Genomic DNA, 21803 nt, shown 5'->3' with positions numbered 1-21803 from the left:
TGTGGTTCACGCCGCAGGGCGGCCGCCGCGGGTGACGAGGGCTCAGCAGAGCGCGGAGGTGCCGCGCACCCGGGGTCGGCGGCCCCGGCCGGGCTCAGTCGGTCGTCTTGAGCACCCGGGCGGGGACTCCCGCGACCACAGTGCCGGCAGGAACGTCACGAGTGACCACCGCGCCCGCGGCGACCACCGCACCGGCGCCGATGGTCACCCCTTGTGTGACCACGGCAGCCGTCCCGATCCAGACGTCGTCTTCGAGGGCGATCGGGGCGAAGGAGAGGTACTCGCGGCGCTCGGCCAGGGGCAGTGGATGGCCTCCGGTGATGAGGCTGACCTTCGGAGCGATCATGACTCCGTTGCCGATCCGGATGCCTCCCTTGTCCATGAAGGTGCACCCCTGATTGACGAAGACGTTCTCCCCGAACGTCGTGTTCAGCCCATGCTCGGTGAAGAACGGCGGGTAGATCGTCACCGACTCCGGCAGCAGGCCGCCGAACACAACCGAAAGTAGTGCTGCGCGGCCTTGGCCGTCGCTGAACGGAAGCACGTTCAGTCGGGACGTCGCATCGGTCACCTCCACGATCCGCTCCGCATGGCGCGCGAACTCAGGCGTGTGGACATACATGGTCTGCTCTGTGCGGGTGGACATGCGCCGATCCCACCACCGCGCGGAACACTCGCTCAAACAACCCGCACCACGCCGGACACAACCGGCGGTTGTTTCCGTAGGGTGGGAGCGTGGATGTGGAGGCACTGCGGACGTTCGTGACCGTCGCCGAGACCGGCCAGTTCCAGGCTGCGGCCGACGAGTTGGGGATCAGTCAGCAGGCGGTCTCCAAACGGATCGCGGCCCTGGAGAGGCGTACCGAGGTCCGGCTCCTGGTGCGCACCTCGCGCGGCTCCCGGCTGAGCCCGGACGGGCAGGTCTTCCTGCCGCACGCCAAGAAGGTCCTGAGGGCCATCGAGCTGGCCGAGCAGGCTGTGCGCCCCGGCAGCCGGCCCCTGCGTGTCGATGTCCTCAACCGGCGCATCGCTCCTGCCCAGGCCGTCTACCGGTTCTACCGCTCCCACCCCGGGACGGACCTGGACGCGGTCACGCTCAGCATGGAGAACGCCGCCCAGGCCGCCCAAGCGGTAGTCGAAGGGACCATCGACGCCTCCTTCCGCGCCCTGCCGGCAGACCAGGTCCCGGCCGGGATCAGCGCCGAGCGGCTCCTGGACGCGCCCTTGGAGCTCCTGCTCGGCCCCGGCCACCCGCTGGCTGACGTGCCCTGGGTCAGCCCCGCGGCCCTGGCCGGCCACCGCATCTGGATCCCCGGGATCAGGTCGGACACGGAGTGGGCGGCGTTCTACCAGGAGCTGGCCGATGCGTTCGGGCTGAGCATCGACGCGCTCGGCCCCCACTTCGGTGACGAGGCTCTGATGGACGCGCTGGCGGATTCGGCCTCGCTGGCCACGCTCGTCGGCAGCGGGGACCGGTACCTGTGGCCTCGAACCCACGACCTGCGGCGTATCCCGTTGCACGACCCGACCCCGGTCTACCCGCACGTGCTGCTGTTCCGCAGCCAGGAGCAGCACCCGGTGCTGACCGCGCTACGCGACCATCTGCGCACCACGGGCCCGCGCACGCCGTGCGACGTGTGGGTGCCGGGCTGGGCGGACCGCTGACCGGACGACCGCGTGAGCGGACACGCCTCGCGTGGCCCTAGGTCGTGTCTTCAAAGTCCCGCCTGCCTGGCGGGCGCCTGGCACGCACGCTCGCGGCGTTGTCGTCGGTCGCCGCTTCCCCCAGGGCTCGGCTTCGCTCGCCCCGGGAGGTGCCCCCACGCAGGGACTCCCTCCTCCGCCTTGCGAGCGCACGCACCAGACACCGCCAGGCCCGCCCTCCGGGCGGACGCCGCTACTTTGAAGACACTCCCTAGTGGTGCTCCCCATGCCCCGGCACCGTGCCGTCCGGTTTGGCGATCAGCAGCAGCCCTGCCATGCCCATGTCGGAGTGGCTCTGGACGTGGCAGTGGTACATCCACGCACCGGCTCCTACGCCCTCGCCCGCGATGAGCTGGAGTCCGAAGGAGTCGGCCGGCCCGGTGATCTTGTTGTCGATGACCCGGCAGGTGTCCTCGGGGCCCTCCAGCAGGCCGGTGCGGTTGTCGGCCCAGCGGTGCCCGTGCACATGGAACGTGTGGTAGTACTCGCCGTGCGTGATCATGATGATCTCGATGCGGTCGCCGACCGTGGCCTTGAAGTCGGGCCCCTTGGTGAGGTTGTTGGTGGTCATGTCGTTGAAGACGATGGTGAACTGCCGGTCGGGGTCGGGCAGGATGTCGCCCTCGCGGCGCACGATGAGGGGCCCGTAGAGGCCGGCCCTGATGCCCCCTGTGCCGTGCTCGGTGCCGACGACGTGGTCGTGGTAGTGCCAGTACCCGGCGGTGCCGGGGCGCCACGTGCCGTCCTTGCGGCGCCCCGGGGCGTGGGTGCGCCAGGTGTAGGTGCGCTTGCCGCCCGGCTCGACGTGGCTGTCGTTCATCTTGGTGCCGTCGTTGTCGATGTCGTAGTCGACGCCGTGCGGGTGGAGGCTGGCGGCGACGTCCATGGTGTTCTCGAACTCGATGTGCAGGGTGTCGCCCTCGACCAGCTCGATCAGCGGTCCCGGGACGGTCGCCTTGCCCTTCTCCAGGCCGTAGCCCATCTGCCCGTCGGGCAGCTTCTCCGCGTACATCTTGATCCGGCGGGTCTCGCCCCCCTTGCCCGCGCGGCGCAGTTGCCCTGAGGCCGCGGGGGCCGCCTGTGCGGGGCTCGTACCGGCCGTCAGCGCGGTGCTGCCGACGGCTGCGACGGCGCCGCCCGCCAGGAGGCGTCTGCTGAAGGTGCGGCGGGTGTGGGTGTGCGCGTTTCCGGTCATCGTTCTCGTTCTCCCCGGGGCGTGAGGCCATTGGTGCGCCGGCGTGGAGCCAACGGAAGTGCGAGTGAGGCGAGTTGACGGATCAGTCTGGGACCGTAGCGCCGAGCCGGGAGTTTATCCACACCCTGGACAAAGTTCGTCGAGTTGTGGTCATAGCTCTTGGCGAACCACCGAAAGAGGTCTAGCTTCTGCCACGTTTCTGTGACAGAAGAGGGGTGGATCACCTATGCGGCACCAACCGCATACAAAGCGGGCCAGACCCCGGCGCAGAAGGATCGCCGCGCTGCTGGCCGGAACACTCGCCGCCGGGCTGCTCAGTGGCCCCGCACTCGCCGGGCCGCCGCCGGACACGCCCGCGCAGAAGCTGGCCCTGCCGAGCCCGCCGGGCGGCGAGGACGTCCGCGTGCTGGTCTTCCACGGCGCCACGGGCGAGGAGTCGCCCACCGTCAACGCCGCGATCGAGGCGATCGAGAAGATCGGCGGGCAGGGCCCCGCCCAGGAGCACTTCACGATCTCGGCGACCGACAACCCGGCGGTCTTCACCAACGCCAAGCGGCTGGGCCGCTTCAACGCCGTCGTCTTCCTCACCGGCGACGGCGACGTGCTCGATCCCGAGCAGGAGGCCGGCCTGGAGAGCTTCATGGAGGCGGGCGGCGGGTTCCTCGGCATCCACGACGCGGCCCGCGCCGAGCCGTACTCGGACTGGTTCACCGGGCTGATCGGTGCCCGGCCGGCCGAGCACAGCCCCGCCACGGCGCAGCGGGCCGTGGTCGAGATCGGCGACCGCGAGAACCCGGCGACCAAGGGACTGCCCGTCGAGTGGAAGCGGCTGGACAAGTGGCTCAACTGGAAGGAGAACCCCTCGGGCAAGGTCCACACGGTCGCCCGCGTCCGCGCCAACAGCTACGACCCGGGCGAGGACGGCGGCGGCTGGGACCACCCCGTCTCCTGGTGCCGTGACTACGACGGCGGCCGGTCCTTCTACACCGCCATGGGCGGCACGGCCTCCAGCTACCAGGAGACCGACTTCCGCAGCCACCTGCGCGGCGCCCTGATGTGGACGACGCGGCTGGCCCGCGCCGACTGCCAGGCGGCGATCTCCGACAACTACGAGGCGACCCGCGTGACCGAGCCCAACCAGCCCGGCAAGCACGATCAGATCGGTGAGCCGCACGGGCTGGTCACGGCGAAGGACGGACGGGTCTTCTACATCGGCCGTGGCGGCGAGGACGCCTCGCAGCCCGTGGTCACCGACTGGGACGACCCGGACGTCGGCAAGGGGAAGGGCACGGTCCACGTCTGGGACCCGGAGACGGAGAAGGTCACCCTCGCGGGCGAGCTGACGGTCTTCGGCAACAAGGGCGGCGGCGAGGAGCTGGTCAAGAACGAGGAGGGGCTGCTCGGCATCGAGCTGGACCCGGACTTCGCGAAGAACGGCTGGATCTACCTGCACTACACGCCGCACAGCGAGATCAACCGGGACACGCACATGGCCGAGCGCCGCGTCTCCCGCTTCACCCTGGACCAGGAGACCGACAAGCTGGACCTCGGCTCGGAGAAGGTCCTGCTCAAGTGGCCGGTGCAGATCCACAGCTGCTGCCACGCGGGCGGCGGCATGGCGTGGGACTCCAAGGACAATCTCTACATCGCCACGGGCGACAACAACTCCTCGCAGTTCAGCGACGGGTACTCGGGCAACAACCCGGAGCCGAACTTCAAGGGCGTCTCCTTCTCGGACGCGCGCCGCACCGCCGGCAACACCAACAACCTCAACGGCAAGATCCTGCGCATCCACCCCGAGGACGACGGCACCTACACCCTGCCGAAGGGCAACCTGTTCACCGGCGAGGAGCCGGACGAGGGCGGTGGCAAGACGCGGGGCGAGATCTATGTGATGGGGGTGCGCAACCCCTCGCGGATCTCCGTCGACAAGGAGACCGACACGCTGTACGCGGGGTGGGTCGGCCCGGACGCGACCGAGCCGAGCGAGACGTGGGGCCCGGCCAAGTACGACACGTTCGCCAAGATCACCGAGGCGGGCAACCAGGGCTGGCCGTACTGCATGGGCAACAAGCAGCCCTACCGCGACCGCAACCTGCCCGACCCGAGCAAGCCGCTGGGCTGGTACGACTGCGACCATCTCAAGAACGAGTCGCCCAACAACGACGGCCTGGTCGACATCCCGCCCGCGAGGCCGAACAACATCTGGTACTCGCCCCAGGGCGGTGGCCCGGACTTCCCGCGCGACGAGAACGGCGTGCCCAGCTACAAGCTCGACGAGCAGGAGCTGAGGCTGGACTGGCTCAAGGGCGGCGGGCAGGCCGCGATGAACGGCCCGCTCTACCGCTACGACGCCGACAGCGACTCGAAGGTCAAGTGGCCCTCCTACTGGAACGGCAAGTGGTTCGTGGGCGACCTGTACGACGGTGACCAGCCGCGGCACGCGCTGCTGATGCCCGAGGGCGGCGAGACCGGCGCCCTGCCCGCCCACGCGGAGAGCCTGGATCAGATCGTGCCCGTCGGCGAGGGCGGCATCCGCAACCTCATGGGCTGGAAGTTCGGCCCGGACGGCGCGCTCTACGTCCTCGACTACGGGCGCGGCTTCTTCACCTCCGACGACAAGTCGGCGCTGTGGCGGATCACCTACAAGGGCGGCGAGCCGACGCCGGCGCCCGGTGACATGGCCGAACCTGCGCTGCGGAAGGGAGCGGGCCGATGAGCGCGAGGCCCCTGGGAAGACGACGGGATAGACGGGAGCGTGCCAGGCTGCTGACCGCCGTGCTGGCGGCGCTGCTGATGGTGCTCGGCCTGACCTCCGCGACGGCGTGGGGCCAAGGGCAGGCGTCGCCCGCGGCGGCACGCGCCGACGACACCCCGAAGGCGGCGGACCAGGTGCTGACCTGGACGGCCGACGACGACATGACCAAGTACGCCTCGGCTCCGGCGACGGCCGTGGCGGGCGAGGCGACGATCGTGTTCGAGAACAGCGCGGCCACCGGCAACACCACCGGCATGTCGCACACGCTCACGTTCGTCACCTCGGATCCCGACTACAACCAGGACGTCAGCCTGAACATCCTGGCCTCGCCCGCGGACGCCGAGGGCGGCAAGCACACGGCTCAGGTCACCCTCACCCCGGGCACCTACAAGTACCACTGCACGATTCCGGGGCATCAGCAGATGCAGGGCACCCTCGTGGTGACCGGCGGGGAGCCGGGTGAGGACACCACGCCGCCTCAGACCTCGGCCACCGTCGAGGGCGACAAGGACGCCGACGGCAACTACCTGGGCACCGCGACGGTCACCGTGACCGCCTCGGACGCCGACTCGGGTGTCGACACCATCGAGTACGCGCTCGACGAGGGCGAGTTCCAGACCTACACCGAGCCGGTGACCGTCACGGACGTGGGCGAACACACGATCCGCTACCGCGCCGAGGACAAGGCGGGCAACGCGGCTGAGGAGAAGACGGCGGACTTCACCGTCGTCGAGCCTCCGAACGTGGACACCACCCCGCCGACGACCGAGGGCAAGGCCGAGGGCAAGAAGAACTCGGACGGCGACTTCCTCGGCAAGTCGACGGTGACGCTGTCGGCGACGGACGACAAGTCCGGCGTCGAGAAGATCGAGTACGCGCTCGACGGCGCCCCCTACCTGGCCTACGGCGATCCGCTGGTCGTCGACCGGGCCGGGCACCACTCGGTCGCCTACCGGGCCACCGACAAGGCGGGCAACACCTCAAAGCCGCGCACGCTCTCCTTCCGTGTCGTGGCGGGCGGCGGCGTACCCGCGCCGAACTGCCCCGAGTACGACGAGCGCGAGACGGTCTTCACCGGCACCGTCGACACCGGGGTGCCCAACCGGATGACGCAGCGCCGCTGCACCGTCAACGAGCTGATCGAGGACGAGAAGGAGTGGACCTCCCAGGCCCTCTTCCTCAAGCACGTGCGCGGCGTCACCGAGGACCTGGTCGGCGAGGGCGTCCTCGTGCCCCGCGAGCGGAAGCTGATCAACCAGGCCGCCAAGCGTTCCGGTATCGGCACGCCGGGTCAGAACACCGGCTACCGCGACCTGTTCGACGGCAGCGAGGAGTCGTTCGCCGCCTGGGAGCAGGTCGGCGGCGGCAAGTTCGGGCTGAACGAGGACGGCTCCATGACCAGCGACGACAGTGTCGAGGGCATGGGCATGCTCTGGTATCCCACGCGCCGGTACGGGGACTTCTCGCTCAAGCTCCAGTTCCGCGACGACGCGCCGGGTGAGGGCCGGGCCAACGGCGGCGTCTTCGTCCGCTTCCCCGACGTCCACGACCACCCGGAGGAGTCCCGGCCCGAGTGGGTGGCCATCAAGTACGGGCACGAGATGCAGATCCTCGACCGCCCCGACGGGGACATGTACAAGACCGGGTCCGTCTACGGCTTCGACCGCGTCGGCCTCGCCGGCGCCGGTGTGACGCCGAAGGGCACCTGGAACGACTACGAGATCCGGGTGATCGGCCAGCACTACCAGCTCTACCGCAACGGCACGCTGATCAACGAGTTCGAGAACGACCGCGGCCAGGTCTTCAATCCGCCGCGCGACGACGACCCGGGCACCGACGGGCGTCGCTACGCCTCGGGGTACGTGGGCCTCCAGGTCCACAGCACCACCGATGTGATCTCCTACCGCAACATCCGCGTCAAGGAGCTGTAGCCCGACAGCGCGAGAAGGGCGGTGGCGGTCACCCGACCGCCACCGCCCTTCGTGCTCCGCCCCGCCGGGGCGTTCCCGCGGCGCCCGGGCAGCGCCCGGGGGGACGTCATGCCCGGCGCTGCTCCGGGAGGCCCATGTGGGCGGTGAACTCCTCCGGAGTGCCGTCGTAGCCGCGCAGCACGACCTTGTGGTGCCACTCCCCCGACTCGCCCCGGACGAACTCCGCGACGGTGGCGGCGGTGGAGCCCTCGACGCCCGCCAGGTCGCTCTCGGACAGCTCCTCGTACCCCTCGCGGATCTGCACCGCGGTGTTCTCGATCTGCCCGAACGTCTTGCGGCCCTCGCCCTGCTGGATGGCGACGCCGATCACGACACGGACGTACGTCTCCGCGAGCCGGTCGAGTTCGAGGGTCATCACCTCGTCCGATCCGAAGCCCTGCCCGGTCTTGCTGTCGCGGTTCAGCGTGATGGTGCCGTCCGGCGAGCGGCTGTCGAAGTGGACTAGGTAGTCGGGGTCACCGAACGGGGCATCGGCGGTGTAGGTGCCGGCCACTATGTCCAGGTCGTGGTCCGGCTCCCCCAGGGGACTGGGGTCCCATTTGAGGGTGACCTCCACCTTTTCGAGGCCCTTGTTGAGACTGCTCACCGTGCACCCCTCCTCGTCCCGCTTCCTCGCGCGGCCGTACGCCGATCCGTGTGGTGGTTCCATCTTGCCACGTCAACGCCGGTCGGCTCAGGAGAGTTTGCGCCCGAAGCGGGCGGACGGGAGGCGGGCGGCATAGCCCTTCGGTGCGGGGTACCCGCCGCCTCATGAGTGCCAAGTCGACGATTCCGAGAAGCGGCGCGGTCCCGGGCCCCGCCTCGACGGGCGACCTGTCCGATTCTGTGGCGCGCCTGGTACGCGAGCAGGTGGAGTCCGTGGAGAACGACCTGCGCGCCGAGTTCCGCGCCAGGCTGGGAACCCGCGCCCTGAAACTCAACACGGGCGCCGGTGTCCTCGCCCTCTACGCGGGTGCGGCACTGGCGGTGGCGATCGGACTGCTGCTGGCGTCGGTGATGCCCGGCTGGGCGGCCGCCCTGGTCGTCACGGCGCTGCTGGCGGCGTGCGCGCTGGCGTTGCGCAACGCGGCACGGGGCGGGACGCGCGCCCGCCCGGGTGCGGCCGCTCTCGGCGCCGCACCCGCGGGATCGGGCCAGGGCACGGCCACGGCGCCGGACGCCAGCCCTGCGGGCGTGGCGCACGTGCCATCGCCCGACGGCGCGGTACCCGACAGCACGGTGCCCGACAGCGCGGTACCCGACAGCACGGTGCCCGACAGCGCGGTGCCCGGCAGCGCGGGAGCGACGGCGGCGGAGCCTCCCGCCGCGGAGTCGTGCGACCCGGAGTCTTCCGCCGCGGAATCCCCCTCGACGGAGCCCTCCGCCACGGAATCCCCCTCGACGGAGCCCTCCGCCACAAAGCCGCCCGCGGGCGCGCCCGGTTCGGCGGAGGAAGGCCCCCGGGTGCCTCCGCCGCCGCAGGGTCCGCCCGCGCAGCCCGGTGGTGCGCCCGCCTCGGTGCCGCTGCCGCCGACGACACCGCCGGCCACGCCCCCGCCGGCCGCGGCACGGAACCCGCACGAGACCGGCGCACCGACGCCTTCCGGGGCCGCGAAGGGCCGCCGCCCACGTCCCCGCCCGCGGTCCGGCTCCGGGCCCGGGTCGGACACCGGGAGGACGTAGCCGGCCGCATCGGCGCCCGACGCGCTGCTCGCCCCCGTCCGCGCGTCCGGCGCCCCCGCACGCCGCTCCCGTCACCACACGCCGGGCACGGCTCTCACGGCTGCGCCCCCGGCGCCTTCGCCGGGGCGCGGCCCGGGCGATGCCCCGGTGCGCAGGTGCCGGGCACCCGACGGGTGTGGCCGTGAGGGGCGGTTGACGCCGTCACCCGGACGCGCCGCCACGGTCGCGTGGCGGTCCACCGGTCGTCTCCACCCCGTCTCCACCGGGCCCCGCACGGGCGGTAGCGTGATCGACTGGATCATGCACGGGGCCTCGGCACGGCGCGGGGCCGGAACGGGGCGAGGGCGCGGGGCCGGAACGGGGCGAGGGGTGTACGCGGTAGGCGAGCAGGACGATCACGAGGACATCTTCCCCGTCGTCGAGAACGAGGGCGGCGGTCACTGGCAGGCACCGGCCGATCTGGAGCGGCGGCTCTACAAGCTGACCGCGGTCGACGAGAGTTACACCTATCTGCGTGCCCTCGCGCACCACGGTGTGTACCACCCGATGCCGATCGAGCAGACCACCCGCGCGCCCGGCGAGCGGCGGCTGTGGACCAGCGAGGTCACCGGCTCCGACGGGGTGGTGCGCACGATGACGCAGGTCTACACCGACGGGGTGCTACCCCCTCCGCACCCCTACGTGGTCTACGAGTTCATCACCCTGGGCACCCTGGCGGACGTCGTGCCGCCCGAGGTGGACGTGCTGGTGGTCAACGCGGCGACACCCTGCCAGGTGATGTTCCAGGTGGACGACGAGGAGCGGGAGGTGTGGTCGGACCTGCACGAGGAGCTGTTCGATCCGGAGGGCCTGCTCAACCGTGTCGTCACGCGCTTCACCGGTGCGCCCGGGTCCGGGCCGCTGCTGCACGGCCTGGCCTGCGGTGCGCACCTGTGCTACTACAACGGTGATCCGTGGAACACCCTGGACTGGCACGGCGCCGGCTACAGCAGCGAGGTCGAACGCCTGGAAGACTTCTGGGATGTCGGTGACCGCGAGGACTGGCTGGAGATCCAGCAGCGGTTGCTGGAGTGCGAGGTCAGCCCCTGGTACTGGGACTTCGTGCTGGGGGCGCGGCTGGCGCTGCGCAAGGAGCACGGGGACCGCGGTCCGGTGGACGCGGGGCTGTGGCGGGACTGCGTGGAGAGCACGTTGCGGCGCGTCGTCGAGGCGCCCGAGGGGGCGGAGTTCGAGACGTTCATCGCCGACATGCGGGAGATGGTCGGCAAGATCCTCCGCTACGAGGCGCGCTTCCGCGCCGACGGGCTGCTCGGACCCGACGAGACCGTCCGCACCATCGCCGCGTGGGATCTGGGGCGGGGCTCGAAGATGGCCCGCTGGGGCCGCGGCGCCCGCTACGCGACGCGCGCGGAGATGTACGACGCGCTCCAGCGGGTGAGCGCGGGCGTGCGCGGCACGTACACGTCGTGGGCCGAGTTCTCCGCCGCGTATGTGATGGGGCGCTGCCTGCACTTCGACGACGAGCACTTCGGCGACTGGTACACCTCCGTCCTGGAGGCCCACCATGCTCTGACGCGGGCGCCGCGCAGCCCGTGGAACACGGTGCCCTTCCAGTTGCCGACGAGTTGAGACGACTGCCGGTCAGGCGACTGCCGGTCAGGCGCGCGGCGCGCCCCGTCAGCGGCTGCCCGTCAGTCGAGGACGGCCGCCACCGCCTCGATCTCGACCAGTTGGCCGGTGTAGCCGAGGACGGTGACGCCCATCAGCGTGGAGGGGACGTCGTGCGCGCCCATGGCGTCCCGGTAGACCTCCCAGGCGGCCACCAAATCCTCCTGGCGGCTTGAGGCCACCAGGACCCGGGTGCTGATCAGGTCCTCCAGCCCCGCGCCTGCCGCCCGCAGCGCGGTGCGCAGGTTGCCCACCGCCGTGGCGGCCTGGCCCGCATGGTCGCCGAGCGGGGTGACGGCCCCTTCTGCGTCCAGCGGGCAGGCACCGGCGAGGAAGACGAGGCGGGCCTTGGCGGGTGCCGTCGCCGCGTAGGCGTACTCGGCCACGTCGGACAGGGTGCTGGAGCGGATGAGGCTGACGGCGCGCGGCATGGTGCTCCTCGTACAGGGGCTCGACAGGGATGCGCGCACAGCTCAGTCCATGGCCGCCGTGGCCGCAACGGAATTTCACGGCCGGCACCTCCACACGGGCGTCAGCCCCCCCCGCAGGGGTCGGCTCCCCCACAGGGGCGGCTCCGCACGGGCGTCAGCTCTTCGCGGGCTTCAGCTCCCTGAGGCGGCTGATCAGTTCGGCGTCGCAGAAGTCGAGGAAGGCCCGCGGGTCGGGGCCCGCGTTCATCAGGACCAGGCGGTCGAACCCGGCGTCCGCGAAGGGCTTCGCGACCTCCAGGTAGCGCGACGGGTCGTTGCCGCAGGCGAAGCGCTCGCGGATGTCCTCCTCGCGGACCTGCGCGGTGGCGGCCTCGAAGTTGACCGGGTTGGGCAGCTCGCTCATCACCTTCCAGCCGCTGAGCGCCCAGCGGAAGTAGGTGAGGGCCGACTGGGCGCCCTCGCTCTCGTTCCCGGCGAACGCCACCGGCACCTCGGCGTAGCCCGGCCCCGTGCCGCCGGCCTCGCGGTAGTGGCGGACGATCTCGGGTTTCTCCTCGGTGGCGAAGAGGGCGTCGCCGAGTTCGGCGGCGATCCTGGAGGAGGCGGCACCGCTGGCGGCGACGGCGATCATCGGCTGCTCGGGCGGCAGGTCGAAGACGCGGGCGTCCTCAAGCCGCAGGTAGGTGCCCTCGTAGGAGCGGTAGCCGCCCTGCCACAGCAGCCGGATGATCTCCAGAGCCTCGCGGAACATGGTGTGCCGTTCGGAGACCGCGGGCCAGCCGCGTCCTGTGACGTGTTCGTTGAGGCGCTCGCCGGAGCCGACGCCGAGGACGAAGCGGCCCTCGGAGATGAGCGCCATGGTGGCGGCGGCCTGGGCGACGATCGCGGGGTGGTAGCGCATGCTGGGGCAGGTCACGCCGGTGACCAGGCCGATGCGCTCGGTCTTGGCCGCGATGGCGCCGAGCACGCTCCAGGTGAAGGCGGAGTGGCCCTGTTCGTTCAGCCACGGGTGGTAGTGGTCGCTCATCTCGACGAAGTCGAATCCGGCGGCCTCGGCGGCGATGGCCTGTCGGATCAGTTCCTGGGGCCCGTACTGCTCGGTCGCGAGCTTGTAACCGATCTGCATGTGTGCTGCTCCTTGGTCGCTCTCGTCTCACGGGTACCTCCTGGGCCTGACGCGCATGCGCACTGTCCTGCGGGTGGACGCGGGTGGACGCGGGTGTGACTCGGCCGATGAGGGGAACCGCCGGATACCGACGGCTCACCTGAGCCCCCCGTCGTTGAGGAGGCAGTCGATGGACGCACTCTCGGATCTGTCGGTGCTGGTGACAGGCGGCTCCAGGGGGCTGGGGCTGCTGCTGGCCCGGCAGTGCGTCGAGCGGCGCTGCGACGTCACCGTCGCGGCCCGCGACCAGGAGGAGCTCGACCACGCGGTCGGCCTGCTGCGCCGCAGAACACGCGACAACACGGTGACCGGACGGGTGTGCGACGTCACCGACCGGGAAGCCGTCCGCACGCTGGTGGAGCGGACCGCCGAAAACCAGCGGGGCCTCGACGTGGTCCTGGCGAACGCCGGGACCATCCAGGTGGGGCCCGCTCAGGAGGCGGGCACCGAGGCGTTCCGCAGCGCCATGGACACGATGTTCTTCGGTGCGCTGCACACCTCCATGGAGGCGCTGCCGCAGCTGCGGGAGAGCCCGGCGGGCGGCCGTCTTGGGCTGATCGGCTCGGTGGGCGGGCTGCTGCCGGTTCCGCATCTGCTGCCGTACTCGTGTGCGAAGTCGGCGGTCGCCGCGCTCGCCGAGGGGCTGCGGGCCGAAGTGGCCGAGGACGGCGTCAGCGTCACCGGCGTCCACCCGGGTCTGATGCGGACGGGATCCCACGACCAGGTGGAGCTCGCCGGTGACAAGGGCAAGGAGTACGCCTGGTTCGCCACGCTCGCGGGCCTGCCGGGGCTGTCCATGGACGCGCTGCGCGCCGCCGAGCGCATCGTGCACGCCGTCGAACAGCGGCGGACCCGGGTGGTGCTCACCCCTGCGGCGCAGCTCGGCGCGAAGGCGTACGGCGTGGCTCCGACGCTGGTGACCCGCACCAACGAGCTGGTGGCCCGGCTGATGCCGGGGCCGCAGCCCTCCGGACGGAAGGGGCGCTCCCGCTGGCAGTCCACCGTCAGCGCACTCAACGACCGGGCGGCGCGCCGCCTCAACCAGACCTGAAAGCCACCCGTCGGGCCGGGCCGCGGCCGAAGCGGTACCGCCCGCGATCCGAGGAGACGTGATGAGGGCCCTCACCTACCAAGGCAAGCGCAACGTCAGCGTGGAGACCGTCCCCGATCCGGAGATCACCCAGCCGGACGACGTCCTCGTCCGCGTCACGACGAGTGGGATCTGCGGTTCCGACCTGCACCTGTACGAGGTGCTGGGACCGTTCCTGGACCAGGGTGACGTGCTCGGGCACGAGACCATGGGCGTGGTCGAGGAGGTCGGCCCGGAGGTCGCGGCGCTGTCCCCCGGCGACCGGGTCGTCATGCCGTTCAACGTCAACTGCGGCACCTGCTGGATGTGCGAGCAGGGGCTCCAGTCCCAGTGCGAGACCACGCAGGTGCGCGAGTACGGCACGGGCGCTTCCCTGTTCGGGTACAGCAAGCTCTACGGCCAGGTGCCGGGCGGGCAGGCGGAGTTCCTGCGGGTGCCGTTCGGCAACCACCTGCCCATCAAGGTGCCCGACGGGCCGCCGGACGAGCGCTACGTGTACCTGTCCGACGTGCTGCCGACCGCCTGGCAGGCCGTGGCCTACGCGGACATCCCCGCCGGCGGCAGCGTGACCGTGCTGGGCCTCGGCCCGATCGGTGACATGGCGTGCCGGATCGCGCTGCACCAGGGCGCGGGCCAGGTCATCGGCGTCGACCTGGTGCCCGAGCGTCTGAAGCGGGCGCGGCTGCGCGGCGTGCACACGCTCGACCTGCGGGAACACGACGACATCGGGGCCGCCGTACGGGAGCTGACGGACGGCCGGGGCACGGACGCCGCGATCGACGCGGTCGGCATGGAGGCGCACGGCGCTCCGGTCGCCAAGGCGGCGCACCAGGCGGTGGGGCTGCTGCCGGAGGCGCTGGGCCAGAAGATGATGCAGCGCGTCGGTGTGGACCGGCTGGCGGCGCTCAACGCGGCCTTCGACGTGGTGCGCCGTGGCGGCACGGTGTCCCTCTCGGGCGTCTACGGGGGCGCGGCCGACCCGCTGCCGATGCTCAAGCTGTTCGACAAGCAGATCCAGCTGCGCATGGGACAGGCGAACGTGCACCACTGGGTGGACGACATCCTGCCGCTCCTCACCGACGAGGACCCGCTGGGTGTGGACACCTTCGCCACCCACACCCTGCCGCTGGAGAAGGCGCCCGAAGCCTACGGCACCTTCCAGCGCAAGGAGGACGGCATGGTCAAGACGGTACTCAAACCGTCCGCTGCCTAGGCGCTCCGCAGGGGCGCGGGGAACTGCGCGACGAGCCACAGCCGACCCGCAGGCCGCACACGGCGACCAGTGGCACCCCGTTATCGGGTTATCGGCAAGTCCCCGCGAGGCTCACGCCCAGCGGGCCAACAACGCCGCGCAGTACGTGTCGACCCCCATCACCGGCGGCGGTGGGGTCGGCGGATGGATGGCGTGAACAAGATCGGCCACCTCGTCCGACCAGCCCCGCAGCGGCAGCCACGCGGCGACGTGGGCCTGTTCGCGATCGGTGCCGGGCTTGCCGCCGCCGCTGACGTCGTGCCGCATGCGCGGGCGCACGCGGGGGCGCCCGGAGCCGCCGTCCGTGCCGCCTTCCCGCTCCACGACGTGGCGGGTGAAGGTCGCCGCCACGGACCGCAGGTCGCCGTCGTCGAAGACCGGCGGCAGCAGCCCTGCCGGCTGGCTGTGGTAGAGGTGCAGGAAGTCCAGGTCGATGAGGGCGTGGGTGACGTCCTCCGGAGCGGTGACGGGCGCGTAGGCGGGGCGGTAGGCGGAACCGTCCGTTTCCGGGCTGCCGGTGGCCGTCCAGCCGCAGTGCACCCGCCCGAAGGCGGGCCAGTAGGGCCACGTCGCGGCACCCTCCTGCCGCCCTTCGCGCCGTACCAGGTCGGCGCGGAGGGAGTGGGCCATGGCGGCGGCCCGTTCCGCGTGCTCCTCGTCGCCCGTGAGCGCGGCGAGGTGCACGAAAGTCCGGCCCATCGCCAGGAACTCGTTCGTCGGGAGTTCCGCGCCCGCGAAGGAGACCGGCTCCTCGGGCAGCCACCGGTAGCAGCCGCGCCGTCCGGACGCGGACTGCCACTGGTGGTCGTGCGCCTGCACGGCCCGCAGAACGGCGTCGAGATAGCCGTCGAGACGTGCCCGTACGGACGGCGGTACAGCCTTGTGGGAGGGGTCCTGGCGGGCCAGCCTGACGAGTCCGGCGATGGGGTAGGTGATCATGCCCGTCTGTGCCGCGAGGGCGACCCGTGCGGGCCGGACGGGGTAGGTGCCGGGCTGCACCCGTCGTGGCGGGGCGGCATCGGGGCGCAGCCCGGTCCGCAGCCGCCCTCCGGACCGCTCGCCCTCGGCGACGAGCCGCCCGGTGACCGCGCTGCGCTGCTCGTAGGCCGCGTAGAGCACGCGGTCCGCGCGGCGCTCGTCGGCCGGGTCGAGGCTCAGGCCCTCGACCGTGAACGTCTGCCGTCCCTGCCCGGCCACCGTGAGGGTGAAGCGGCCCTCGTCCCCCTCGGGCCGCACCGTCACCCGTGCGTCCAGCGCGCGCGGAGGGCAGACGGTCACCTCCAGCGCGATCTCGCCCGCCTCGTCGGGCACGCTCGCGGTGGCGGCGGTGAACTTGGTCGCCGTACTCCACACGGGGGCGGAGACCCCACCGTGGTCGGCGACCCCGCGCACCTCGTCGCGCGCGGCCAGCACGTGGTCGATGAGCTCGGCGAGACGGGTGGCGTAGACGGGGTTGCCCGTCCGCTCGGCCATCAGCAGGTAGCCCTGCATCCGCCAGGAGGTGCCCCAGCCGATGACGCCCGCCTCGTTGTCCTCCGGCACGCCGCCGGTGGCCGAGTCCCGGGTGAGGGTGTCCTCCACCTGATGGAAGGACCGCGCCCCCACCCGGTGTCTGCGGGCACGTGTGGGCAGGACGAACCGTCGCTTGGGACGGGCATGGCCGGGAAGGACGCTCATACCGGCAGTAAACCGGCACTTCTCTCCTGCCGCGCTCCCAGGATGGCGAACGGGTCGGCGGTGCTGCGCAGGCCGGCGGCCGCTACACCGGGACGCCCGCCCCCTGGGGACGCAGGTCGCGGACGCGGCGGAACTTGCCGACCGAGCGCTCGACCGTCTCCGGGTCCACCACCCGCGCCTCGACGCTCACTCCGACCCCGTCCTTGACGCCCCGTACGAGCGCTGCGCGGGCCGCCTCGCGTTCGGGACCCGTCGCGTCCGCCCGCGCCTCGACCAGCACGCTGAGGTGGTCCATCCGCTCCTGCCTGGTGAGCAGGAGCTGGAAGTGCGGGGCCAGCGCGGGCAGCCCCAGCACGATCTCCTCGATCTGGCTGGGGAAGACGTTGACACCGCGCAGGATGATCATGTCGTCGCTGCGCCCTGTGACCTTCTCCATCCGCCGGAAGGCGGGCCGCGCCGTGCCCGGCAGCAGCCGCGTCAGGTCCCTGGTCCGGTACCGGATGACGGGCAGCGCCTCCTTGGTGAGCGTCGTCAGCACCAGTTCGCCGCGCTCGCCGTCACCGCCGCACGGCTCCTCCCCCAGCGGGTCGACGAGCTCCGGGTAGACGTGGTCCTCCCACAGGTGCAGCCCGTCCTTGGTCTCGACGCACTCCTGGGCGACGCCGGGACCCATCACCTCCGACAGCCCGTAGATGTCCACGGCATCCAGCGCGAACCGCTCCTCGATCTCCCGGCGCATCGCCTCCGTCCACGGCTCCGCGCCGAAGATGCCCACCCGCAGCGACGTCGTACGCGGGTCGATGCCCTGGCGCTCGAACTCGTCCAGCAGCGTGAGCATGTACGTCGGCGTCACCATGATGATGTCAGGGCGGAAGTCCTGGATGAGCTGCACCTGCCGTGCCGTCATCCCGCCGGACGCGGGGATCACCGTGCATCCGGCGCGCTCTGCCCCGTAGTGCGCCCCCAGCCCTCCGGTGAACAGCCCGTACCCGTAGGAGACGTGCACCTTGTCCCCCGGGCGCCCGCCCGCCGCACGGATGCACCGCGCCACCAGGTCCGCCCATGTGTCGAGGTCCCGCTGCGTGTAGCCGACGACCGTCGGGCGCCCCGTCGAGCCACTGGAGGCGTGCAGCCGCCGCACGTCCTCCATCGGCACGCCGAACATGCCGAAGGGGTACGACTCGCGCAGGTCCGCCTTCGTGGTGAACGGGAACTGCGCCAGATCGGCGAGCGAACGGCAGTCCTCGGGGCGGACCCCAGCGGCGTCGAACTTCTTGCGGTACAGCTCGACATCCTCGTACGCGTGCCGCAGTGTCGCCTGGAGCCGTTCGAGCTGGAGGGCCTCCAGCTCGGTGCGGGTCAGGTGCTCGCCCGGGTCGGGAAGACGGTCCGTCACGCGGGGGCCTCCCCCCGTTTGACGGGCGTCGCCGTACGGCTGCGGCCCCGGAACTCCGCGACGACCTCGCGCTCTCCGCGCAGCACCGTCACGTCGTAGAGGCCGCTGCGGCCGTACCGCGTGCGCTCCTGGGCGACCGCCCGCAACTCGTCGCCCTCCCACGCGGGCGACACGAACGAGATGTCCGCCCCCGCGGCGACGGTGACCGGACCGTGGCTGTTGCAGGCGCAGGCGAACGCCGTGTCCGCCAACAGGAAGACGTAGCCGCCGTGCGCGGTGCCGTGCCCGTTGACCATCCCGCCGGTCACCGTCATGCGGCAGGTGGCCGTCCCGGCACCCTTGTCGACCAGTTCGATCCCGAGCGCGGCCGAGGCCCTGTCGGCCTCCAGCATCGCCTCCACGGGGCCACTCCCCACGTCTGACCTCCCGCTTTCGCGCCGACCGATCATTCGGTGCGGTCAGTAACGCAGTGGCGCACGCCGGCTGTCAAGACATACGCACCGAGGCCCGCACCGTGCGGTGCGGGCCTCGCAGTGCCGGTACCTGCCCGAACGCTCAGCCGCGTGCGGTGTCCGCGAGGAACTCCGTCCACGCGGACGGGGAGACCACGAGGGCGGGAACGGTGACGTCCTTGGAGTCGCGCACATGGACGGCGGCGGGGGTGGTGGCGACCTCCACGCAGGCGTCGTTCTGGGAGCCGCTGTAACTGCTCTTGAACCAGTCGAGAGCAACCTCGACGCAACTGTCGCCCTGCGAGCCGCTGTAACTGCTCTTGAACCAGTTGAGCTCGGCCGGATTGCTCATAACGCTCCTCGCATTCGCTTCAGCAGGCTCAGGGAGTCAGCCGGGGTCAAAGCCTGTGAGCGAAGTTTTGCATACCGCATGTGCAACCTACTGAGAGTCCTCTCGTCGGAGATCAACTGGCCAGTTTCCTGCCCTTCCGAATAGCCGTACCACCGCATCTCCGCCGTCTCCATGAGCATGATCGTTCCGTCCAGTCCCGCATGTTGAGGCTGCACCAGCGGCATGATCTGGAGCTCCAAATTACGGCGGCCAGCGCACTCGACCAGGTGGTCCAGCAACTCTCCGGTGACTCCCTCACCACCCGTGCAACGCTCAAGGACAGCCTGCTCGATGACGAAGCTGAACGTGATCGGCACATGCCGTCCGAACAGAACCTGTTGCCGTCCGAGTCGGTCAGCGATGTGCGCCTCGACCCGCTCCTCGGCCATAGAGGGCGGCACATCCTCGATCAGTGCCCGCGCGTATGCCTCCGTCTGCAACAACCCCGGCACCGCCCGGCACTCGTACGTGTACAAACTCAGTGCCGTCAGCTCCATCTTGGCCCACTGGCGGAACCAGGCCGCCAGCCCGTGGCCCCGCGACAGGAACTTGGACGCCTTCCGCAGCGCGCCGAAGGCGTCGAACTTGTCCTCCGCGCGGTCGATGAAGCCGGGCGGCGGGAACCGGCGCCCCTGTTCCACACCCGCGCAGGTGCTCAAGGAGTAGCCCGACTCCTCCGCCCACGCCTCCTGCGTGTACCCCGCGCGCTCGCGGAAGGCCTTCACAACGGCGCCGAACGTCTGCAAGCTGTCGGAGCGTTCGGGTTCCTTGCCGCAGCCCTGGGGGCCGGGGTCTTCGTCGGTCATTTCGCGCCACCTCCCTGAACTCACCCAGGGTTACGGCTCATCGGGTGCGCTGTCCACACTCCGCACCCCTACGCTTGCGCAGCGTAGGGGTTGGTGACCTGGCTCAGGGGCCGTGGAGCCGCGACCGTGACGCGCATGCAGCAGCGTCGCTCACCAACTCCCGTACCCACGCCCGCTACCGAGCGTATGTTCGTCCAGCGCTTCTCCGCCACCCCGCGCGGCGCGCGCCTGGCGCGATTGCTCGCGCTGCACGAATGGGACAGCTGGGGTGTGCCGTACACCAGCAGGTACGCCCAGGACGCGGCGGCCGTCCTCGCGGAACTGGCCGCGAACGCGGTGCTCCACGGCCGCGTTCCCGGACGGGACTTCGAAGTCGCCCTGGACCTCCCCCAGCCGGGCACGCTCCTCATCGAGGTGACCGACACGAGGGGCGAGGCGCTGCCGACGTCCGCGCCGGAGCCGCCGGATTCCGACGCGGAGTCGGGGCGCGGGCTGGTGCTGGTCTCCGCGCTCGCGAAGGACTGGGGCGTACGGCCCCGTACACCCGCGGCTCCCGGCAAGACGGTGTGGGCGCACTGCGGGTGCCCGCCGGGAACCGGGCGGATGTTCTTCTGGAGGTGACACCCCGCCTCCCCACGATCGGTAACCTGACCGGCGGGGGCGACCCGCCCCCGCCGGACCGCACCGCGAGGAACCGATGCACGACAGCCGCCGCCGTCACCTGCCCCAGCTGCTCGGCGAGGCGAGGCGCTGGTTCGACGAGGCGCTGCTGGCGGCGTTGGCGGCGGCCGGCGCCGAGCCGGTGTCGCCGACCCAGGCGCAGTTGTTCGCGGCGCTGGACGAGGAGGGCACCACGGTCGCCGCGCTGGCCCGGCGGATGGGCGTCACCCGGCAGACGGCGCACCAGGCCGTGCACGGGCTGGTCGCCGCCGGTCTGCTGGAGCGGGCGCCCGACCCCGCTTCGGCGCGGCAACGGCTCATCCGGCGTAGCGGGGAGGGCGAGCGGGTCCACGGGCAGGCGGAGCGGATCCTGGACGAGCTGGAGGCACGCCTCGCGGAGCGGATCGGTGCCCAGGCCGTCGCCGCGCTGCGGGCGGCGCTGGAGGCCCCGTGGGGGCCGCCGCCCGCAGCCGGGGGTCCGCCGGCTTCAGCCGGCGAAGCGCCGCCGTCAGCCGACGGCTCGGCGCCGTCAGCCGCCGGCTGACAGGTCGCTCAGGCCACCGGCGAACGGCGCGGCCCGCCAGCTGTCGAGGGCGGGCTCCACCGCTTCCACCAGCAGCGGAAGCTGCGGGGCGAGCGCGAGGCAGGCCACCGCGCGGCACGCGCCCACGGCGTTGACCAGGCGCAGCACGCGCTCGTCCAGCTCCCGCGTTCCGGCGCGGCGCGCCGCGGCGTTGTAGGCGGCCTCGCCCTCGGGGCCGAGGCCGGCCAGGTCCCACTCGGCGGGCCCGTAGGTGACCAGCTCGAAGTCGGAGTACAGCTCGCCGTCCTCGGTGGTGACGATGTTGGCCGCCGGGGCGTCTCCGTGGATCGGCTGGAGGTCGATGCCGGGGAACGCCGCCTCGAACCCCGCGCGGGAGCGGACGACGGGTTCCAGGATCTCCCACTCCCGCCGGGCTCGGTCCAGGTCGGCCGCGGGGAGGAGGTCGGGGCGGTCCGCGAGGACGGCGAACGAGTCGGTGACGAACTCCGGTTCGGCCGCCGACAGGAACGGCAGCTGCCCCGGGTACGCGCGCAGCGCGGCGTGCAGACCGGCGACGAGGCCGCAGTTGCGCACGTAGTCGGGCTCGGCGCCGCTGTCCTGCTCGACGTACTGCCACAACGTCATCGAGAAGCCGTCGCGCCGTACGGGTTCGGCCGGTACGAGCGGGCTCGGCGGGATCACCGGGGTGCCCTCCCGAGCGAGCCGGCCGACCACGTCGAGTTCCCGGCGCTGCCGCTCCGCCTGGGTGTCCGGGTCGGCGTACGAGGGCAGCACGGTGGGCACCCGGACCACCACGGGCGAGGGAGCGAGGTGCACGACGACGGAGAACACGTCGTGCAGCACCCGCGCGTCGGTCACCGTGAGTCCGAGAGCGCGCCCCGCCGCGACGGCCGCGTCGCGCGCACGGGACGTCCGGGCGGCGAGCTGGTCAGGGGTCAGGAAGCCTGGCATGCCGACGGTG

General features: G+C 71.6%; 20 protein-coding genes. 9 read left to right on the top strand and 11 right to left on the bottom strand.

The window, feature by feature from the left end:
- Positions 1–94 precede the first annotated feature (94 nt).
- Complete coding sequence (locus DQ392_RS24445; RefSeq protein ID WP_114018021.1) at positions 95–622, bottom strand: DapH/DapD/GlmU-related protein; 528 nt, start codon at positions 620–622, stop codon at positions 95–97.
- Between the two features lie 113 nt (positions 623–735).
- On the opposite strand from DQ392_RS24445, the gene DQ392_RS24440 reads away from it, so the two are divergent.
- On the top strand, positions 736–1665 hold the full coding sequence (locus DQ392_RS24440; protein WP_114017860.1) for a LysR family transcriptional regulator: 930 nt from the start codon (positions 736–738) through the stop codon (positions 1663–1665).
- A 250-nt stretch (positions 1666–1915) separates the two neighbouring features.
- On the opposite strand, the gene DQ392_RS24430 is transcribed toward DQ392_RS24440, so the two are convergent.
- On the bottom strand, positions 1916–2899 hold the full coding sequence (locus DQ392_RS24430; protein WP_114017858.1) for a multicopper oxidase domain-containing protein: 984 nt from the start codon (positions 2897–2899) through the stop codon (positions 1916–1918).
- A gap of 226 nt (positions 2900–3125) precedes the next feature.
- Between DQ392_RS24430 and DQ392_RS24425 the strand changes: the two genes are divergently transcribed.
- Together DQ392_RS24425 and DQ392_RS24420 are read left to right on the top strand one after the other, a co-directional pair.
- Entirely contained in the window at positions 3126–5618 is a 2493-nt protein-coding gene (locus tag DQ392_RS24425) for a ThuA domain-containing protein (protein ID WP_114017857.1), read from the top strand.
- Positions 5615–7588 (top strand): OmpL47-type beta-barrel domain-containing protein, encoded by a 1974-nt coding sequence (locus DQ392_RS24420; RefSeq protein ID WP_114017856.1) that lies wholly within the window; start codon positions 5615–5617, stop codon positions 7586–7588. The genes DQ392_RS24425 and DQ392_RS24420 overlap by 4 nt, the downstream gene beginning before the upstream one ends.
- Before the next feature lie 106 nt (positions 7589–7694).
- Here the strand turns inward: DQ392_RS24420 and DQ392_RS24415 are convergent, their stop codons facing one another.
- Positions 7695–8234: a TerD family protein gene (locus DQ392_RS24415; protein WP_114017855.1), complete on the bottom strand. Its 540-nt coding sequence runs from the start codon at positions 8232–8234 to the stop codon at positions 7695–7697.
- A 164-nt stretch (positions 8235–8398) separates the two neighbouring features.
- Here DQ392_RS24415 and DQ392_RS24410 point away from each other — a divergent pair, with 164 nt between their 5' ends.
- Together DQ392_RS24410 and DQ392_RS24405 are read left to right on the top strand one after the other, a co-directional pair.
- Positions 8399–9310, top strand: a complete 912-nt coding sequence (locus tag DQ392_RS24410) for a phage holin family protein (protein WP_114017854.1) — start codon at positions 8399–8401, stop codon at positions 9308–9310.
- 369 nt (positions 9311–9679) lie between these two features.
- On the top strand, positions 9680–10939 hold the full coding sequence (locus DQ392_RS24405) for a DUF1266 domain-containing protein (RefSeq protein WP_114017853.1): 1260 nt from the start codon (positions 9680–9682) through the stop codon (positions 10937–10939).
- Between the two features lie 62 nt (positions 10940–11001).
- Here DQ392_RS24405 and DQ392_RS24400 read toward each other — a convergent pair whose 3' ends face one another.
- Positions 11002–11409, bottom strand: coding sequence for a RidA family protein (locus DQ392_RS24400; protein WP_114017852.1), 408 nt, complete (start codon positions 11407–11409; stop codon positions 11002–11004).
- 154 nt (positions 11410–11563) lie between these two features.
- Complete coding sequence (locus DQ392_RS24395) at positions 11564–12535, bottom strand: TIGR03557 family F420-dependent LLM class oxidoreductase (RefSeq protein ID WP_114017851.1); 972 nt, start codon at positions 12533–12535, stop codon at positions 11564–11566.
- 169 nt (positions 12536–12704) lie between these two features.
- On the opposite strand from DQ392_RS24395, the gene DQ392_RS24390 reads away from it, so the two are divergent.
- Both DQ392_RS24390 and DQ392_RS24385 read left to right on the top strand, forming a co-directional pair.
- The gene (locus tag DQ392_RS24390; RefSeq protein ID WP_114017850.1) at positions 12705–13625 is read left to right on the top strand and encodes an SDR family NAD(P)-dependent oxidoreductase; all 921 of its coding nucleotides are present in this window, start codon (positions 12705–12707) and stop codon (positions 13623–13625) included.
- Between the two features lie 61 nt (positions 13626–13686).
- Entirely contained in the window at positions 13687–14877 is a 1191-nt protein-coding gene (locus DQ392_RS24385) for a zinc-dependent alcohol dehydrogenase (protein ID WP_114017849.1), read from the top strand.
- A gap of 111 nt (positions 14878–14988) precedes the next feature.
- On the opposite strand, the gene DQ392_RS24380 is transcribed toward DQ392_RS24385, so the two are convergent.
- The 5 genes from DQ392_RS24380 to DQ392_RS24360 all read right to left on the bottom strand — a co-directional run bounded on the left by DQ392_RS24380 (position 14989) and on the right by DQ392_RS24360 (position 19638).
- Positions 14989–16593 (bottom strand): hypothetical protein, encoded by a 1605-nt coding sequence (locus DQ392_RS24380; RefSeq protein ID WP_147266566.1) that lies wholly within the window; start codon positions 16591–16593, stop codon positions 14989–14991.
- 82 nt (positions 16594–16675) lie between these two features.
- Positions 16676–17989, bottom strand: a complete 1314-nt coding sequence (gene paaK / locus DQ392_RS24375) for a phenylacetate--CoA ligase PaaK (RefSeq protein ID WP_114017847.1) — start codon at positions 17987–17989, stop codon at positions 16676–16678.
- On the bottom strand, positions 17986–18438 hold the full coding sequence (paaI, locus tag DQ392_RS24370; RefSeq protein ID WP_114017846.1) for a hydroxyphenylacetyl-CoA thioesterase PaaI: 453 nt from the start codon (positions 18436–18438) through the stop codon (positions 17986–17988). The genes paaK and paaI overlap by 4 nt, the downstream gene beginning before the upstream one ends.
- Positions 18439–18544: 106 nt before the next feature.
- Complete coding sequence (locus DQ392_RS24365) at positions 18545–18793, bottom strand: DUF397 domain-containing protein (RefSeq protein ID WP_114017845.1); 249 nt, start codon at positions 18791–18793, stop codon at positions 18545–18547.
- Positions 18790–19638 carry a helix-turn-helix domain-containing protein gene (locus tag DQ392_RS24360; RefSeq protein WP_114017844.1) on the bottom strand — a complete coding sequence of 283 codons (849 nt, stop codon included), beginning with the start codon at positions 19636–19638 and terminating at the stop codon, positions 18790–18792. The genes DQ392_RS24365 and DQ392_RS24360 overlap by 4 nt, the downstream gene beginning before the upstream one ends.
- 186 nt (positions 19639–19824) lie before the next feature.
- Between DQ392_RS24360 and DQ392_RS24355 the strand changes: the two genes are divergently transcribed.
- Positions 19825–20259: an ATP-binding protein gene (locus DQ392_RS24355; RefSeq protein WP_114017843.1), complete on the top strand. Its 435-nt coding sequence runs from the start codon at positions 19825–19827 to the stop codon at positions 20257–20259.
- 76 nt (positions 20260–20335) lie between these two features.
- The gene (locus DQ392_RS24350; protein WP_114017842.1) at positions 20336–20842 is read left to right on the top strand and encodes a MarR family winged helix-turn-helix transcriptional regulator; all 507 of its coding nucleotides are present in this window, start codon (positions 20336–20338) and stop codon (positions 20840–20842) included.
- On the opposite strand, the gene DQ392_RS24345 is transcribed toward DQ392_RS24350, so the two are convergent.
- A complete protein-coding gene (locus DQ392_RS24345; RefSeq protein WP_114017841.1) occupies positions 20828–21793 on the bottom strand; it encodes a phosphotransferase in 966 nt (321 codons plus the stop codon). The two genes, DQ392_RS24350 and DQ392_RS24345, sit on opposite strands and share 15 nt — an antisense overlap.
- Between the last annotated feature and the right edge of the window lie 10 nt (positions 21794–21803).

Origin of the sequence: Streptomyces reniochalinae (genome assembly GCF_003323735.1) — a bacterium.
Classification (GTDB): domain Bacteria; phylum Actinomycetota; class Actinomycetes; order Streptomycetales; family Streptomycetaceae; genus Streptomyces; species Streptomyces reniochalinae.
This window is presented reverse-complemented; position numbering and strand designations above follow the sequence as displayed.

What these genes read in the sequence shown, in the direction of transcription:
- DQ392_RS24445 (WP_114018021.1), bottom strand. Translation starts at nt 622, where the DNA reads ATGTATGTCCACACGCCTGAGTTCGCGCGCCATGCGGAGCGGATCGTG.
- DQ392_RS24430 (WP_114017858.1), bottom strand. Translation starts at nt 2,899, where the DNA reads ATGACCGGAAACGCGCACACCCACACCCGCCGCACCTTCAGCAGACGC.
- DQ392_RS24425 (WP_114017857.1), top strand. Translation starts at nt 3,126, where the DNA reads ATGCGGCACCAACCGCATACAAAGCGGGCCAGACCCCGGCGCAGAAGG.
- DQ392_RS24420 (WP_114017856.1), top strand. Translation starts at nt 5,615, where the DNA reads ATGAGCGCGAGGCCCCTGGGAAGACGACGGGATAGACGGGAGCGTGCC.
- DQ392_RS24410 (WP_114017854.1), top strand. Translation starts at nt 8,399, where the DNA reads ATGAGTGCCAAGTCGACGATTCCGAGAAGCGGCGCGGTCCCGGGCCCC.
- DQ392_RS24400 (WP_114017852.1), bottom strand. Translation starts at nt 11,409, where the DNA reads ATGCCGCGCGCCGTCAGCCTCATCCGCTCCAGCACCCTGTCCGACGTG.
- DQ392_RS24395 (WP_114017851.1), bottom strand. Translation starts at nt 12,535, where the DNA reads ATGCAGATCGGTTACAAGCTCGCGACCGAGCAGTACGGGCCCCAGGAA.
- DQ392_RS24390 (WP_114017850.1), top strand. Translation starts at nt 12,705, where the DNA reads ATGGACGCACTCTCGGATCTGTCGGTGCTGGTGACAGGCGGCTCCAGG.
- DQ392_RS24385 (WP_114017849.1), top strand. Translation starts at nt 13,687, where the DNA reads ATGAGGGCCCTCACCTACCAAGGCAAGCGCAACGTCAGCGTGGAGACC.
- DQ392_RS24380 (WP_147266566.1), bottom strand. Translation starts at nt 16,593, where the DNA reads ATGAGCGTCCTTCCCGGCCATGCCCGTCCCAAGCGACGGTTCGTCCTG.
- paaI (WP_114017846.1), bottom strand. Translation starts at nt 18,438, where the DNA reads ATGATCGGTCGGCGCGAAAGCGGGAGGTCAGACGTGGGGAGTGGCCCC.
- DQ392_RS24365 (WP_114017845.1), bottom strand. Translation starts at nt 18,793, where the DNA reads ATGAGCAATCCGGCCGAGCTCAACTGGTTCAAGAGCAGTTACAGCGGC.
- DQ392_RS24360 (WP_114017844.1), bottom strand. Translation starts at nt 19,638, where the DNA reads ATGACCGACGAAGACCCCGGCCCCCAGGGCTGCGGCAAGGAACCCGAA.
- DQ392_RS24355 (WP_114017843.1), top strand. Translation starts at nt 19,825, where the DNA reads ATGTTCGTCCAGCGCTTCTCCGCCACCCCGCGCGGCGCGCGCCTGGCG.
- DQ392_RS24350 (WP_114017842.1), top strand. Translation starts at nt 20,336, where the DNA reads ATGCACGACAGCCGCCGCCGTCACCTGCCCCAGCTGCTCGGCGAGGCG.
- DQ392_RS24345 (WP_114017841.1), bottom strand. Translation starts at nt 21,793, where the DNA reads ATGCCAGGCTTCCTGACCCCTGACCAGCTCGCCGCCCGGACGTCCCGT.